Origin of the sequence: Rhodococcus globerulus NBRC 14531 (assembly GCF_001894805.1) — a bacterium.
GTDB classification, from domain to species: Bacteria; Actinomycetota; Actinomycetes; order Mycobacteriales; family Mycobacteriaceae; genus Rhodococcus_F; species Rhodococcus_F globerula.
This window is the reverse complement of sequence record NZ_BCWX01000004.1, coordinates 211,767-226,729: the sequence shown is the minus strand read 5'-3', so window position 1 is coordinate 226,729 and position 14,963 is coordinate 211,767. Positions and strand designations below refer to the sequence as shown.

The following is a 14,963-nucleotide window of genomic DNA, read 5'->3' as shown; positions in this document are numbered from 1 at the left end:
GAGAACTCAGGCCGTCGGAACCTGCGCCACGATCGCGGCAACAGCTTTCACCTGGTCGGTGACGCGGGGTCCCCATCGACTGGACAGGTCTTCGTCGAGTACGTGGATCTGGTTGCCGGTCACAGCCTTCATCCCGTTCCAACCGGGGCGCGCTGCAACAGCTTCCGCGGTGACACCGCAGCACTGCGAGTCAGCCAGGAAGATCAGATCAGGGTTGGCCTGAACCACGAACTCCGCCGAAAGCTGCGGGTAATCGCCCTGAGCGGCTGCGTCGGCGATGCTCTTCATGCTGAACAGGCCGTAGATCTGGCCGATGAAACTTGTGCTCGTCACCGTGTAGAGCGAGGAGTCGAGTTCGTGGAAGTACGTGAGGGGCTGCTCGCGGGCCGGAACGCTCGCCACCGCTGCGTCGATTTCGGTGCGCATGTCACTGACCACCTCGGCGCCCTCTTCCTCGTGGCCGGTTGCGATCGCGACGCGCTCGATCTGTGCGTAGACGTCGTCGATGCTCGTTGCCGCCGGCAGAAGGAGAGTCGGCACCTTTGCCTTCTGAAGCCCGGACACGAGGTCGTTCATGTCGTCGGACGCAATAACCAGATCCGGTGCGTAGCCGAGGATGGCTTCGACGTTGGGCGAGAAGCCGGACAGGTCGGTGACCGGGATGTCGGCCGGGTAGTCGGACTGGTTGTCGACCGCCTTGACCTGATCGCCCGCGCCAACAGCCCACAGCGTCTCGGTAGCGCTGGGGCTGAGTGAGACGATCGACGTCGGACGCGCCGCGATCGTGATGTCGGTGCCAGAACCGGTGGGACCGGATTCCACCGTCACGGGGAATGAGCCGTCGGAGACCGCTGACGTGGTGGGGGCGTCGGAGGTGGTGGAACTGCTGCAGGCACCGGCCAACAGCGCCGTACTCACCGCCAGCGCCGCAAAGATCGATCGGAACGTGCGTGTCGGCCGAATGTTCACAGCCACCCCTCCATCAGTGCGGAGAAAGTCGCCATGCGGCGCGGCCGGAGGGCTGGGCTGCACGAGCGTCCTTCGTCCGAGGACCATCGTGTCGCCACGAGGCTGGGTGACCTGACTCGTTCATCCGTGGGTATACGGACAACTTCACAGTTGCGTCGACAGTGCCGGGCTTTCACCGGACTTCACAAGCAGCGTGGCACCCCGGAAACCCGGGGCATTTGCACTTTACAGGGGCGGCCACTCTTGACTCGAGCGGCAAAGGCACGGTAAATATCTTTTCCACTAATGAACTAGTGAAAGGGTTCGGATGATCGACTTCCGTATCGACCGCCGATCCGGCATTCCCACCTACGTGCAATTGGTCGTCCAGGTGAAGCAGGCACTACGGCTCGGTGACCTACAGGTCGGTGACCGTCTGCCTACCGCCAAGGATGTTGTGGGGGCTCTTGCCATCAACCCCAACACTGTTCTGAAGGCTTACAAGGAACTCGAACGCGACGGTCTTGTTGCGCCGCGGCCGGGGTTGGGGACGTTCGTGACCAAGTCGCTCGCGAAGCCGGGCATGGCGGAGAACTCCGCTCTGCGGGCAGAGCTTTCTCGATGGGTGCGTGACGCAGTGGCGGCGGGCCTCGAGCGCACGGATATCGAGGCACTGGTCGACATGGAACTCGAGCGTGAGTTCGTCAAATCTGATTCGTCCGAGAGTGAGGGGGAGACATCGTGACCGAGCAAGAATCAGCGCTCACCATGGCTGACGTGGACAAGCGCTTCGGGCGCAAGAAGGTGCTCGACGCATGCACCTTCGAAGTCGAGGCAGGGAGCATCACCGCGCTTGTCGGCGTCAACGGTGCCGGCAAGTCGACACTCATGTCCTTGGCAGTGGGATTGACGACGCCGGATCACGGCGCGATTTCCGTACTCGGCGCCGCTCCGAGTCGTGACGGCATCAGCCCGGGCCTGGCCTATCTGGCCCAGCATAAACCGCTGTACCCGAAATTCACTGTCGCGGAACTACTTCGGTTCGGCGCCTACACCAATGACAGCTGGGATGCGAAGTACGCGCTTGCCTTGGTGGAACGTGCGGACATTCCGCTCGATGCGAAGGCCAAGACGCTCTCTCCCGGTCAACGAACCAGGGTGGCACTGGCTTTGGCACTCGGACGTAGGCCGAAGCTGTTGCTTCTCGACGAACCGTTGGCAGATCTGGATCCCCTTGCCAGGCGGTCTGTCGCTACCTCGCTGCTCGAAGATGTCGCAGAGCACGGCACAACCGTCCTATTGTCTTCACACATCATTTCCGAATTGGCAGACGTCTCGGATCGGTTACTTCTTCTCGGCGACGGCAATGCTCGACTCTCCGGATCGTTGGATGAATTGGTCTCAGCCCATTACGTATTGGTTGGTGATGGCGATCCGTCGGACGTGGTGGGTGGCGGCACTGTTGTTCACACCGATGTCGGGCTGCGTCGAAATTCTCACCTCGTAGCCGGCCGTCGACCGAACGAACTACCAGGTTGGACTGTCGACGATGCAACTCTGGACGACCTGGTGCTCGGGCATCTGAGTGCGGAAGCGAAGGTGTCGGCATGATCTGGGTTACCTGGCGTCATCATCGGACGTCACTCATTGTCTCGCTGGGAATCATTGCGGTGCTGGCTGTTACAGCCTTGGTAGGTGGCGCATTCGTCATGAGTGACAGCAGTGCTCGACCCATCGGATCGTTTCTCGAATGTTTCGGCAACACAACGACGGTCTGTGCGGCTGAAACTGCTCTCACGGCAACCACCGTCATTGCAACGATGCTGCCGGTGTTTTTGGGAGCGTTGGTTGGCGTAACGGTGTTCTCGCGGGATATCGAGCAGGGAACACATGTGCTGGGGCTTACCCAGTCGGTCAGCCGGGCTCGCTGGTTCTGGACAAGAGTGCTGGTTGTCTTTGTCCCCATCGCCATGGCTGCTGCTGTCCTCGGGTTCGTTCTCGAATGGACCCGCGCTGTCGGAGGGAGGGACAGCTACGCATTCGTCAGTGGCGGGGGGCAGCCCTTCGGTGTGTCAAGTCTGACATATCCGCTCTTTCAATCGAGCGGATTGGCCTTGGGTGCTTACACTTTCATGGCTCTAGTGCTCGGAGCGGCGCTTGCTTTGCTGGTGCACAGTTCGATCGGCGCAATGGCGCTGACTATGGTCGGCGTAGTTGGTGTACTGGTGATGTTTCAGTTTGTTGCCAGGCCGCACTACGCGCCGGTGGGGATCGAGAAGTCACCCCTGTCCGGGGGAAGAATTTACACGGCTGTTGAAGGTGCATTTGTTCCCGGACTGAATTGGGAAATCGAGCAGGGTTACGTCGATATCCAAGGCAATTTTGTGGACGTTCGCTACGACGAATGCACCTGGAGTGGATCGGACGACGGGAACGACCCGTACGAACAGCGGTCCGAGGAGACCGGCGCCCAGTACGACGTTCGTATGGAGGCGGTCTTGGCCCAGCAGGATCGGGACATGGAGGTCTGCTTGCACGAGCAAGGAGCAGACCACTACGAGGTCCGCTACCATTCGGCCGATCAGTTCCGCCGATTCCAGTTGACGGAAGCTGCTCTGACTCTCGTTCTTTCGGGACTGTTCTTGATCCCCGCGCTCTGGGGTCTACGACGCCTCAAGCCGTAATGCTCAGCCGGTGACCGGTGCGACGCTCAGCTGATTGATGTTCGCGCCGGTCATCGAGCAACCCTCGGTGGGGTAGGGGAGGAACACCGCATCGTAGTAGTTGGGCGGGTACACACGTAGTCCGGCGACGTCGGTGACACCACACTGGTCGGCCGGATAGTTCTCGACGTTGGTGGCGCGAACCAAGGCGGTTCCAGCGGAACCCGGTGCGAGGGAGACCGCAGATCCGGAGCCAGTGCGCGTTGCCGCTGCGCCCACCTCGCTGCCGTCTGCGCCGGTTACGTAGGAAACGCCGGGAAACCCGTCGAGGGTGCAGGTGCGCGTGCTGGTGTTGGTGAAGACCACCGGTAGTTCGGTGGAACCGGCGGCGCCGCTTGCCTGTCCGAGGGTGACGCTGAGTTCTGCGACCGTGCAGTTCTCAGGACTGACCTGTGTACTCGATGCTGCCGAGTGGGTCGCGTGCGTAGTTGTTGCCGGAGCCGGGCCGGGCGCTGCGGATGTCGGTAGCGCCGAGGTAGTGGTGGGAACAGTAGTGCTGGTGGCTGTGTCGGAGCTGTCGGATCCGCAACCGCTGACGAGGGCAATTGCGGTCAGCGGTGCTGCGAGCAGGACGATCCGACGTATTACTGTGGGATTCATGGTTCGCTCCTCCGGCCAGCCGACATGTGTGTCCGGTATATCCGAATCATGGCTGGGATGTGCGGGAATGCGGCAACTGAGTGCGCCATTTCACGCACCGAACGTGAGGAGATTCGATGCCGACAGTTCCGAACGCGAGGCCTGATCCCGACCCACATGACATCAAGCGCTGGCGACGCTATCTCGCCGACGAGCAGGCAGAAGCCGCGGTGTACCGCGACCTCGCAGGGCGGCGCACCGGTGAGGAACGCGAGATCCTCCTTGCGCTCGCCGAAGCTGAGGGTCGGCACGAGGCACACTGGCGTGCCCTCCTCGGCGAACACGTCGGAAAGCCGATGCCCGGCGACATACGCACTCGTATCCTCGGGTTCCTCGCCCGACGATTCGGCTCGGTTTTCGTTCTTGCGCTCGCTCAACGTGCAGAGACCCGATCGCCTTACCCGAACGACGCGGATGCAACTGCCTCGATGGGTGCCGACGAGAAGATCCACGAAGAAGTGGTGCGCGCGCTGGCAACTCGTGGGCGCAATCGGCTTTCGGGGACCTTCCGCGCGGCCGTGTTCGGCGCAAACGACGGTCTGGTGAGTAACTTGGCCCTGGTTCTCGGTATCAGTGGTAGTGGCGTCTCGAATCAGATCGTGTTGCTCACCGGCATGGCCGGACTGCTTGCAGGCGCACTGTCGATGGGTGCCGGTGAATACGTTTCCGTCCGCTCGCAACGTGAATTGTTGGAAGCGTCCACTCCAGGTACCGACGCGCGCGATGCCGTCGGATTGCTCGACGTCGACGCCAACGAGTTGGCTCTGGTGTACCGAGCCCGCGGTATGACGGCAGAGGAAGCCGAAGTGAGAGCGGCGGAGGTCCTGAAGCACAACAACTTCGGTGTGACAGATGTCGAAGACACTCACGAGTCTGTCGGCACCGGTTTGGGAGCTGCAGCCGCCAGCTTCTGTTTCTTTGCCTCCGGCGCAATCATTCCCGTGCTGCCGTACCTGTTCGGGCTGGAAGGTGTGACGGCCCTGATTGTGGCTTCGCTGCTGGTGGGTATTGCCCTTCTGGGCACCGGCGTTGTTGTCGGACTGCTCTCCGGCGGGCCGCCTTTCAAGCGGGCGCTCCGTCAGCTTGCCATCGGTTACGGCGCCGCGGCGGCAACATATCTACTCGGAATGCTGTTCGGGACATCGTTGTAGAGCACCGGCCTCGAGGCCGCACGATCTCGAGGCCGGCGTCACCAGCTCGCTACAGGTCTCGGGCCAGCGCTCGGCCTGCCGCGCGGCCCGAGAAGATGCAACCACCGAGGAAGGTTCCCTCCAAGGCGCTGTACCCGTGGACGCCACCGCCACCGAAGCCGGCAACCTCGCCAGCTGCATAGAGGCCGTCGAAGACGCTGCCATCGGCCTTGATCACTTGCGAGTCCAGATTGGTTTCCAAGCCGCCGAGCGTCTTTCGGGTGAGGAGGTGCAGGCGAACAGCGATCAGTGGGCCGTTCTTGGGGTCCAGGATCTTGTGCGGAGCAACGACGCGCACGATTTTGTCTGCCAGCAGATTACGGGCACCGTGGATGGCGGTGACCTGGAAGTCCTTGCTGTACTTGTTGTCTACCTCGCGGTCGCGGGCGATCATTTCGCGCTCGATGTCCTCGAAATCGAGTAGTGGCGTGTCGGTCAGGGCATTCATGCCGTCGACCAAGTCGCGAAGGTTGTTGCGCACCACGAAGTCCGCGCCCTTCTGCTTGAAGGCTTCGACAGGGCCGGGTGCACCCTTCTTGATGCGTTCGAGGAGGAGCTTGAAATCTCGATTGGTGAAGTCCGGATTCTGCTCCGATCCCGAGAGTGCAAACTCCTTCTCGATGATCTTCTGATCGAGGATGAACCACGTGTACTCGTGGCCGCTGTCGAGGATGTACTTGAAGGTGCCCATCGTGTCGAACCCGGGGAAGTTGGGTACCGGAAGACGCTTGCCGGTAGCGTCGAACCACATCGACGACGGTCCGGGGATGATGCGGATTCCGTGGTTGGGCCAGATGGGATTCCAGTTCTGGATGCCTTCTGTGTAGTGCCACATGCGGTCGCGGTTGACGATGTTTCCGCCCGCTGATTCGGTGATTTCGAGCATCCGTCCGTCGACGTGTGCGGGTACGCCGGTCAGCATGTGCTTCGGCGCCTTGCCGAGTCGTTCCGGCCAGTTCTTCTTCACCAGCTCGTAGTTGCCGCCGATTCCGCCGGAGGTCACCACGACGGCCTGTGCGGCGAACTCGAATTCGCCGACCGGGGTCCGGGAACTCTCAACTCCGCGAAGGTTGTTGGAAGGTTCCAGAACGGTGCCGCGGACGCCGGTGACAGCGCCGTCGGTGACCACCAGTTGATCGACCTGGTGGCGGTGCTTGAACGTGACCAGTCCGCGTTTCTGGGCGGCGATCACTCGGCTCAGGAACACGTCGACGACGCCGGGGCCAGTTCCCCAGGTGAGATGGAATCGCGGTACGGAATTGCCGTGTCCGAGAGCCATTCCGCGGCCGCGCTCGGCCCAGCCGACGTTGGGCATCAACCGAAGCCCCAAGTCGTGCAGGTACTGACGCTTGTCGCCGGCCGCGAATTCGACGTACGCCTTTGCCCATTGACGAGGCCAGTGGTCTTCGCGATCCCGATCGAAGGCCGCGGTACCCATCCAGTCCTGCATGGCGAGGTCGAGTGAGTCCTTGATGCCGAGTCGGCGTTGTTCCGGACTGTTGACGAGGAACAGTCCGCCGAGTGACCAGAACGCCTGAGCGCCGAGGTTGGCTGCATTTTCCTGTTCTACGACAAGGACTTTGCGTCCCGCCCGGGTCAGTTCGTACGTGGCGACAAGGCCGGCAAGCCCGGCCCCGACAACGATGACGTCGGCATGTTCGCTCATGGGGACTCCTCTGATGATGGGTGGGGCGGGATTGGTTCGGTGTAGGACAGCAGGATTCGAGTAAAGATGTCGAGGCGAAGGGCAAACGCGGCGTCGGTGTCGGGATCGACCAGGCACTGCACGCTGGTGCCGTCGTGAACGGCGACCAGGGCGCGCCCCAATGTGGTCGGATCTCCCACGATGCGCCGTCCGACGTCACCGAGTGCGGACTGCACCAGGGGAAGCAAAGTCTGGAGTATCGCGTCTTCGCGGTCGGCCACTGCAGTTCGCAGTGCATCGTTGCGGAGTGCGTGCGCCGTGAACTCGGCATTGATCCGGTACCACTGCGCGTCTACCGGGACTACGGAAACAATCCGTCCGACGACGGCAGTCATGTCGAGGGAGTCGGTACTGATTGCGGCGGTGGCTGACTTCAGGTCAGCGAGCATTGCGGCGGACTTTTGTTCCCACATGGCAAAAAACAGTTGGTCAAGGGAGTCGAAGTTGGAGTAGAAGGCGCCACGTGAGTATCCGCCTCGTTCGCAGATCTGCTCGACGGTTGCGTGTCCGAATCCCTGGTCGCCAAAAACCTCAGCGGCGGCGTCGAGAAGTCGTTGACGCGTTTGACCTCGACGTTTAGTGACACGTTTTGTAGGGGAGGTGTCAACATCCGTCATCGGTACCTCCTTGTGCTGGTTTCCTAAACGATACACGGATGTATCCGATGCGATCGCGTATCGATAAATTTGCCTTTGACCGGTGTTTCTATCCGTATCTAGAAAATTCACAAGATTAACGAATATCTGTATATGTGCGGTGGCTGACGGTAAGAATCATCGCGATTTCAACCCTGTTGCCGGGCGCGCTCGAACGGTCTAATGGAGTCTTTGCCCCTGTTTGTTGTTGTCGATCCGAAGGAACTGCCATGTCCTTGCGCTTCCACTGGTACCTGCCCACCTATGGCGATTCCCGGAATCTGATGGCCGGTGGCCACGGCAGTGGCATGTCCGGAGATCGACCGGCCACACTGAAGTACCTCAATCAGATCGGCGCCGCAGCCGAGGCCAACGGCTTCGAAGCAGTCCTCACTCCCACGGGAGCCTGGTGCGAGGATGCCTGGCTGACGACGGCGATGATGATCGACACCACCGAAACCCTGAAATTCCTTGTCGCTCTGCGGCCCGGCCTGACGAGTCCGACGTTGGCAGCTCAGATGGCAGCAACATTTCAGTGGCAATCAGGTGGACGGTTGCTCCTGAACGTCGTGACCGGCGGCGAGGACTACGAGCAGCGGACGTTCGGCGACTTCCTGGACAAGAATCAGCGTTACGCGCGTTGCGGCGAGTACCTCGACGTCGTCCGTCAACTGTGGGCAGGCAACGGTCCGGTCGATTTCTCCGGCGAGTACGTCAGCGTGGAAAATGCTGAGCTGCATCGCCTTCCGGACCCGGTTCCGCCCGTCTTCTTCGGCGGATCGTCGCCCGCTGCGGGAACCGTCGCTTCGCGCTTTGCCGATACCTACCTCACCTGGGGTGAAACACCATCTGCTGTTGCCGCGAAAATCGCGTGGATCAGGGACTTGGCGGAGATCCAGGGGCGGCGGCTCGATTACGGAATTCGTTTGCATGTCATCAGTCGTGACACGGCCGAAGAAGCCTGGGCCGAGGCTGATCGTCTGCTCGGCGCTCTGGATCCGGCGACGGTGGAGCGTGCGCAGGCGAACCTCGCCCGGTCGAATTCGGAGGGCCAGCGCCTGATGAACGAACTGCATGGCGGTGGATCCGCATACCGGGAAGGCATCGGTGCGCGTTCACTGGAAATTGCGCCCAACCTGTGGACGGGAGTCGGATTGGTGCGCGGTGGTGCGGGTACCGCTCTGGTCGGTTCGCACGAGGAAGTTGCCGACAGAATTGCGGAATACGCGGCAATCGGGTTGGACCACTTCATCTTGTCGGGCTATCCACATCTCGAGGAGACCTACCAGTTCGGTGAGGGAGTTCGTCCCATCCTCGAGCGTCGTGGTCTGGTTCGCGGCGCAGTGGCGACTCGGGTGTAACCGCATGCGGGACATTGGTCCTTGATCTGCCTTCGGTCCATGCGACTCCGGCGGTTCGAACGACCCGGCAGGATGGGTGGTTCTACCCTTTGCTGGTTGCCGTCGAACGTGATCGAGAGGGATGTCAATGCTGATTCAGCGCCGAAGTGCAGTTCGTCGTGTAGTCGGGACCGTCGCTGTAGCAGCGGCAGCGCTCGGTGTCGGGGTGCTGATCAACCCGGCAGTCGCGTCGGCAGCAACGACGGCTCCCGAGGTGTCGTACTCGGTTGACGGTAACGACCTGACGCTGACGGTGCGCAATACCAACACGACGATCACCTCGTGGTGCCAGGTATTTGTCCTGAACGCGGCGGACGCGGCGGCTGTTGCCCAGGAGCCCGGCAAACTACTCGATCCGAATGTTGTTGTTTATCCGGATGTTTCGGATCCGCCCACGCTTTTCGGAGTCGGAGTGGGCTCGACCGTTACCAAGACTGCACCTGATCTTCCCGACGGTACGTACGCCGTTGTCGGCGGATGCGTCGACTTCCGCGACGGAAGTGGACTCACCCCGACAGTCGGAACTCCCGCCGTGGTTATCATCGGCGGTCCCCTCGGCGGCATCAATACCGGTAGTCTCACAGGACTGTTCGGCAGCTGAGCGGAGAAGGTTATGGCCACACGTGGATTCACCAGAATTCTCAGCGGAATTGCACTGGCGTCCGCTGCGGCGATCGGAATGGCATTTCTGACGCCGGCCGCTGCGTCGGCAGAGCGGGTTGTATTGCCACCCCCGCTCTCGGTGAGTGTGTCGGGCAACAACATTACGTTCACTATCAAGAATCCGAATCCGCGACTGAGCCTGATCAACTGCACACCGGCGATTGTCGATATCAGGAATCTGCCCGCCGTCATCAGTGACCCGGCGTCGTTGCTCGATCCCGGTGTCCTTGTCTATCCACAGGTTACGAACATCGGTGATCTGTTCGGAGTCCTTCCGCAGCGAGAGCTGACCAAGACTGTCACCGATATTCCCACCGGGGTTTACGCGGTTGTCGGTGCCTGCGTGTTCATTCCGAGTCTCATTCCGCCGATCACGACGCTTCCGGCAATAAGCTTGCCCGAAGTTGTGGTTGTCGGCGGATTCTTCGAAGGGCTCGGAACGGGAAGTGTTTCAGGCTCGTTGGAAGGTCTCGGGTTCGAGAGTGTGAACGATCTCATCGAGGCCTGGGAGCGGATCTCCGCCGGAAGTAGTGATTCGGGTAGCGGTAACGGCAGTGCCGTCAACACCGGCAGCAACAGCGAGAGCCTCGGCGCCAATCTCGGGAGCTTCGACTTCCACGGCGGCTCGGGCATAGATGTAGTCGTGCCCACCTCGTAGCGAGTTCAGGTTCGCGCGCGATGGCGTCGTACCGCGTCTCGATTTGAACAGGTCGGGGAGCAGTACCGTTGTCTGCCGTTGCGTGAGGTGTCGGCATAGATGTTGGTGCACTCCTCGAGGGAACATCGGCCCAGACGATGCATTCCGCGGCCCACGAGGTGTAGTGCCGTCCCAACTGAAAACAAGGCTTTCAGGACCTCGGCAAGCGACTGCTGTGGATCGCGGTAGTGCAGATGCCAGCCATCGCCCGCGTGATTGGTCATGCGCGGGTAGGCCGACGCTTGCTCCAACATGACGTTCACCAGTTCGGCACGGGCATTCTCATCTGTGACGTCGACGATTTTCGACCATTCGATCAGGAGGTCGAGCGTCTCTCCGAGGTCTTTCTCGGCGATGGGGAAATCGAGAATGATGCCCGCCTCGACGCAACGTTCGACGAGTTCATTCAGGTTCTGGGGATGGCGATTGGCCAGGTCGGCGGCCAAAGTCACCGCATATTCGCCGTAAGGGTTGAGATGCATAATGGCATTACATCATGGTTGTCGTATGAAGAAAACAGAACTTGCCAGCGTCAGGTGCATCCACCGGTGGGAAATCGAATCGCGTCATCGGACCAGCGAAGGGACTGTCACCTACCTGCGCTGCCACTGCGGGTCGTGGCAAACCCTGCTCACCGAATGGATGTCGGGGGGTACTGGCTCAGCCATATCGGCACCGACAAAGGCGCGGTCCAGGTCGTGATCGAATGCGCCGGTTAGTCGGCGCGTTCGGGTTAGTGTGCCGACATGGGCTTCTCGTTGACCTTCATGCGCATCAAGCAGGACGAGCAGGTTGATGCCGACCGCGGCGGCGTCGCCGACTTCCTCGAACGGCGTGGCCTGCAACTCGTTGCGGGCCGGTACGGAGGAGAGATCTTCGATCTCGACGGCAAGCCTCTGAGCTTCGACGATCGTTTCTCTGACCTGTACCTCGACCCACTGGACCAGGGCGATCCTTTGAGCGGCGGCATCTTCCACGCCAGCCTTTCTGCTGCAGAGTGCGCGTTCATCTACGAGCTGTGTGTCGCCGCCGGTTTCATGATCGTCAACCCCTCTGGTGATCCGACGTTTCTTGTGCCGCAGCGCAACCACGCGCCTGAAGACCTTCCGGAACTCGACGACGCGGCTTGGGTGGAGAGCCCCGCCGAACTTTTACAGGCCCTCACCGGGAGCTTCGACGAGTTCCGCGCGTATCGGAACAAAGTGCTCTCGCAGTACCCAGGCCGTCCACACTGAGTTTTTCAGTCAGCTCAAAGGCAACGGTTGGCGGACTCCTCCGACGAGCTCCCGCCGATATTGCGCTTACTAGTTCTCTCTAGGACACGCCCTAGATGACGGCATATTCGGCTAGCTGACTTGTACCGTCGATGGGCATGGACCCCGTACGCAATCCATATGCCCCTGGCGCCGGCCAACGGCCGCCAGAACTGGCCGGTCGAGACAAGCAGATAGACGCGTTCGACGTCGTGCTCGAGCGCATTGCCCGCGGTCGACCCGAACGCAGTGTTGTCCTGACCGGGCTCCGCGGTGTGGGAAAGACTGTGCTGCTGAACCAGCTCAGGTCGGCGGCCATCTCGAAGAGTTGGGGGACGGGCAAGATCGAGGCTCGCCCCGACCAAGACCTACGACGCCCACTGTCGTCGGCCCTGCACATGGCCGTCCGGGAGATTGCGGTCTCGCATCGCGATCCTGAGCGGGTCGAGCAGTTTCTCGGTGTTCTGAAATCGTTTGCGCTCCGGGCGACGGCAGACAAGGGGATGCGTGAGCGGTGGCAACCAGGTATTGACGCCCCGGCGCTCAAGGGGCGGGCCGACAGCGGCGACATCGAAATCGACTTGGTCGAACTGCTGATGGATGCGTCGTCGTTGGCGCGGGACGTCGGTGTCGGTATCGCGATTTTCATCGACGAGATGCAGGACCTCGGTGCAGCGGACGTATCGGCGATCTGTGGGGCCTGCCACGAATTGAGTCAGGACGCAGCACCTTTGATCGTGGTCGGAGCGGGACTTCCGCACCTGCCTGCAGTGTTGTCGGCATCGAAAAGCTATTCGGAGCGGCTGTTCAGCTACCACCGGATCGATCGACTCGAACGTGATGCGGCAGACCAGGCGTTGATCGCACCCGCCGCACGTGAGGATGTCGAGTTCACAGACGCAGCGCTCGACGCTCTGTACGACGCGGCGGACGGCTACCCGTATTTTGTTCAGGCTTACGGAAAAGCCACGTGGGATGTGGCCGCGTCGAGTCCGATCACGAAAGACGATGTGCGGGTGGGTGCTCCGACGGCCGAGGAGGAATTGGCGGTCGGATTCTTCGGATCACGGTATGAGAGAGCAACTCCGGCAGAGCGGGAGTACATGCGTGCCATGGCAGACCTGTCCGGTGACGACGGGCCGGTGGCGACGGCAGCGATCGCGGTTGAACTCGGACGCAAGCCCGCGTCGTTGTCGCCGGCGCGTGACGGGCTGATCAAGAAGGGACTGATCTACTCCGCGGAGCGCGGCTCGATCGGATTCACGGTGCCGCACTTCGGCCGCTACTTGCGTGGGCAGGCAGAGTGAACGCGCTCGAGACCGCGTGGGATCGGGTTACGGCGATCAGCCCTGCTCCGCAAGCCTGGGTAGTTCCGCTGGCAGCGCTTGTCGCCGTGGTGATCGTGCTCGAACCACACCTGTGGCAGGTTGCCCGCAACGTCGTGACCATCGCGCACGAGGGTGCTCATCTCATTGTTGCTGTCCTGGTCGGCCGACGGTTGAAAGGTCTTCGGCTGCACTCGGATACGTCGGGGGTTGCCATCTCCTCGGGTAAACCGACAGGATTCGGCGTTATCGTGATGACGTTCGCGGGCTATGTGGGTCCGTCGATTCTCGGACTGGGAGCGGCCGCCTTGTTGGGTGCGCAACGGGCGGTGTTGGTGTTGTGGATCGGACTGTTTGTTGTTGCGGTGATGATGGTGTTGATCCGCAATCTGTACGGAGTGTTTTCGCTTGCCGTAGTGGGGGCGGCGCTGTTTGCTCTCGTGTGGTGGGGATCGGCGGAACTGCAAGTGGCTGCCGCATACTTCTTGACGCTCTTCCTGCTGTTTGCCGGACCCCGCCCGGTCGTCGAACTGCAGCGTCAGCGGAGCCGCCGCGGCGGTGCGCCGGATTCCGACGCGGATCAACTGTCCAGACTCTCGCCGATACCCGCGATCGTGTGGGTCACGTTGTTCTTCGTGGTGAACGTGGGAGTGCTGGCTGTCGGCGGTTGGTGGATCCTGCGTCCAGTGATTGCTTGAGTATCGATTGATCTATCTACAGGTATCTAGCTAATGGGCTAGATACCTGTAGATATTGATCACGCGATGTCTTCCTCGTCGCCTGCAGCCACCCTCTGCAAACCTCGGTAAGCGTCGTTGGCGCTTTGACGGCCGGCGATGACCGCCTCGACCTCCGCCGCGATCGGCATGTCCACGCCGTACTCGCGGGCCAGAGCCATGACCGTCGGAGCGGTTTTCACGCCCTCGGCAACTTGACCCAGTTTCTCGACGGCTTCCTCGACTGTCAGGCCCTGCGCGAGTGCTTCGCCCACTCGGCGGTTGCGGGAGGTGGGAGCCATGCAGGTGGCAATCAAATCGCCGACGCCGGTCAAGCCGGCAAAGGTTCGCGGATTGGCGCCCATCGCTTCGCCCATCCGGGTCATCTCCGCGAGCCCACGAGCCAACACCATGGCGCGGGTGTTGTCGCCGACGCCAAGACCGTCGGCCATTCCGGACGCAATCGCGACGATGTTCTTGAGGACGCCGCCGAGTTCACATCCCAGGACGTCGGTGTTGCGGTAGACGCGGAACACCGACGACGCAAAGAGTGGCTGCAGTGCTGCGGCAACGCGGTCGTCCTGCGTCGCGACGACGGAGGCGGCGGCCATGCCGTCGACAATCTCCTTGGCGATATTGGGTCCGGCGAGAAGCCCGACAGGGTGTCCGGGCAGGCACTCGGCGATCACCTCGGTGGGTCGCTGACGCGTACCGGGTTCGAGACCCTTCGCGAGCGACAGGATCGGTACCCACGCGCGAACCTCGTTGGAGATCTCGGCAAGTGTGGAACGAACGGCATGCGACGGAACGCCGCAGACCAGAACGTCGGCCTCGCGCGCTGCCTGAACCAGGTCGGATGTCGATTTCAACCCTTTCGGAAGCCTGCGTTCACCGAGGTACCTGCTGTTGGTGCGCTGGGAGTTGATCTCGTCAGCGGTGTCCGCACTGCGTGCCCACAACAAGGTAGGGGTGTTGCGGGCGGCCAGCCCGGCAACCGTGGTTCCCCAGGATCCTGCGCCGAGTACAACGACGCGTACCGGGCGGGCCATCAGAGTGCGCTCTCGGGCGT

16 protein-coding genes are annotated in these 14,963 nt (G+C 61.6%); 10 read left to right on the top strand and 6 right to left on the bottom strand.

Translation table 11 applies throughout. The features are described from left to right. Positions 1–6: 6 nt before the first annotated feature. A complete protein-coding gene (locus RG2_RS21615; RefSeq protein WP_033233510.1) occupies positions 7–969 on the bottom strand; it encodes an ABC transporter substrate-binding protein in 963 nt (320 codons plus the stop codon). A gap of 307 nt (positions 970–1,276) precedes the next feature. On the opposite strand from RG2_RS21615, the gene RG2_RS21610 reads away from it, so the two are divergent. From RG2_RS21610 to RG2_RS21600, 3 genes are read left to right on the top strand one after another with little or no spacing between them, the layout of a single operon-like run. Then, positions 1,277–1,693: a GntR family transcriptional regulator gene (locus RG2_RS21610; protein ID WP_033233505.1), complete on the top strand. Its 417-nt coding sequence runs from the start codon at positions 1,277–1,279 to the stop codon at positions 1,691–1,693. After that, the gene (locus RG2_RS21605; RefSeq protein ID WP_080711672.1) at positions 1,690–2,559 is read left to right on the top strand and encodes an ABC transporter ATP-binding protein; all 870 of its coding nucleotides are present in this window, start codon (positions 1,690–1,692) and stop codon (positions 2,557–2,559) included. Before RG2_RS21610 ends, RG2_RS21605 begins: the two co-directional genes overlap by 4 nt. Continuing rightward, positions 2,556–3,632, top strand: coding sequence for an ABC-2 membrane transporter-related protein (locus tag RG2_RS21600; protein WP_033233503.1), 1,077 nt, complete (start codon positions 2,556–2,558; stop codon positions 3,630–3,632). Before RG2_RS21605 ends, RG2_RS21600 begins: the two co-directional genes overlap by 4 nt. A gap of 3 nt (positions 3,633–3,635) precedes the next feature. On the opposite strand, the gene RG2_RS21595 is transcribed toward RG2_RS21600, so the two are convergent. Next, the gene (locus tag RG2_RS21595; RefSeq protein ID WP_033233501.1) at positions 3,636–4,271 is read right to left on the bottom strand and encodes a DUF4232 domain-containing protein; all 636 of its coding nucleotides are present in this window, start codon (positions 4,269–4,271) and stop codon (positions 3,636–3,638) included. 116 nt (positions 4,272–4,387) lie between these two features. Here RG2_RS21595 and RG2_RS21590 point away from each other — a divergent pair, with 116 nt between their 5' ends. Continuing rightward, complete coding sequence (locus RG2_RS21590; RefSeq protein ID WP_033233499.1) at positions 4,388–5,461, top strand: VIT1/CCC1 transporter family protein; 1,074 nt, start codon at positions 4,388–4,390, stop codon at positions 5,459–5,461. A 49-nt stretch (positions 5,462–5,510) separates the two neighbouring features. Here the strand turns inward: RG2_RS21590 and RG2_RS21585 are convergent, their stop codons facing one another. Together RG2_RS21585 and RG2_RS21580 are read right to left on the bottom strand one after the other, a co-directional pair. After that, the gene (locus RG2_RS21585) at positions 5,511–7,166 is read right to left on the bottom strand and encodes an FAD-binding dehydrogenase (RefSeq protein ID WP_033233497.1); all 1,656 of its coding nucleotides are present in this window, start codon (positions 7,164–7,166) and stop codon (positions 5,511–5,513) included. Then, positions 7,163–7,822, bottom strand: a complete 660-nt coding sequence (locus RG2_RS21580) for a TetR/AcrR family transcriptional regulator (protein ID WP_033233495.1) — start codon at positions 7,820–7,822, stop codon at positions 7,163–7,165. Before RG2_RS21580 ends, RG2_RS21585 begins: the two co-directional genes overlap by 4 nt. A gap of 248 nt (positions 7,823–8,070) precedes the next feature. On the opposite strand from RG2_RS21580, the gene RG2_RS21575 reads away from it, so the two are divergent. The 3 genes from RG2_RS21575 (at position 8,071) to RG2_RS21565 (ending at position 10,561) form a co-directional block, all read left to right on the top strand. Then, positions 8,071–9,201 (top strand): LLM class flavin-dependent oxidoreductase, encoded by a 1,131-nt coding sequence (locus RG2_RS21575; protein ID WP_033233493.1) that lies wholly within the window; start codon positions 8,071–8,073, stop codon positions 9,199–9,201. A gap of 127 nt (positions 9,202–9,328) precedes the next feature. Then, positions 9,329–9,841, top strand: a complete 513-nt coding sequence (locus RG2_RS21570) for a hypothetical protein (protein ID WP_051730409.1) — start codon at positions 9,329–9,331, stop codon at positions 9,839–9,841. 12 nt (positions 9,842–9,853) lie between these two features. Beyond that, the gene (locus RG2_RS21565; protein WP_051730408.1) at positions 9,854–10,561 is read left to right on the top strand and encodes a hypothetical protein; all 708 of its coding nucleotides are present in this window, start codon (positions 9,854–9,856) and stop codon (positions 10,559–10,561) included. Between the two features lie 5 nt (positions 10,562–10,566). Here the strand turns inward: RG2_RS21565 and RG2_RS21560 are convergent, their stop codons facing one another. Then, entirely contained in the window at positions 10,567–11,082 is a 516-nt protein-coding gene (locus RG2_RS21560) for a CGNR zinc finger domain-containing protein (RefSeq protein WP_033233491.1), read from the bottom strand. Between the two features lie 264 nt (positions 11,083–11,346). On the opposite strand from RG2_RS21560, the gene RG2_RS21555 reads away from it, so the two are divergent. From RG2_RS21555 to RG2_RS21545, 3 genes are all read left to right on the top strand, one after another. Then, a complete protein-coding gene (locus RG2_RS21555; RefSeq protein WP_033233489.1) occupies positions 11,347–11,835 on the top strand; it encodes a hypothetical protein in 489 nt (162 codons plus the stop codon). Positions 11,836–11,972: 137 nt separating this feature from the next. Continuing rightward, entirely contained in the window at positions 11,973–13,160 is a 1,188-nt protein-coding gene (locus tag RG2_RS21550) for an ATP-binding protein (protein ID WP_033233842.1), read from the top strand. Then, entirely contained in the window at positions 13,157–13,876 is a 720-nt protein-coding gene (locus RG2_RS21545; protein ID WP_033233485.1) for a M50 family metallopeptidase, read from the top strand. Before RG2_RS21550 ends, RG2_RS21545 begins: the two co-directional genes overlap by 4 nt. A 59-nt stretch (positions 13,877–13,935) precedes the next feature. Here the strand turns inward: RG2_RS21545 and RG2_RS21540 are convergent, their stop codons facing one another. Then, positions 13,936–14,943 carry an NAD(P)H-dependent glycerol-3-phosphate dehydrogenase gene (locus RG2_RS21540; protein WP_033233483.1) on the bottom strand — a complete coding sequence of 336 codons (1,008 nt, stop codon included), beginning with the start codon at positions 14,941–14,943 and terminating at the stop codon, positions 13,936–13,938. Positions 14,944–14,963: the final 20 nt, after the last annotated feature.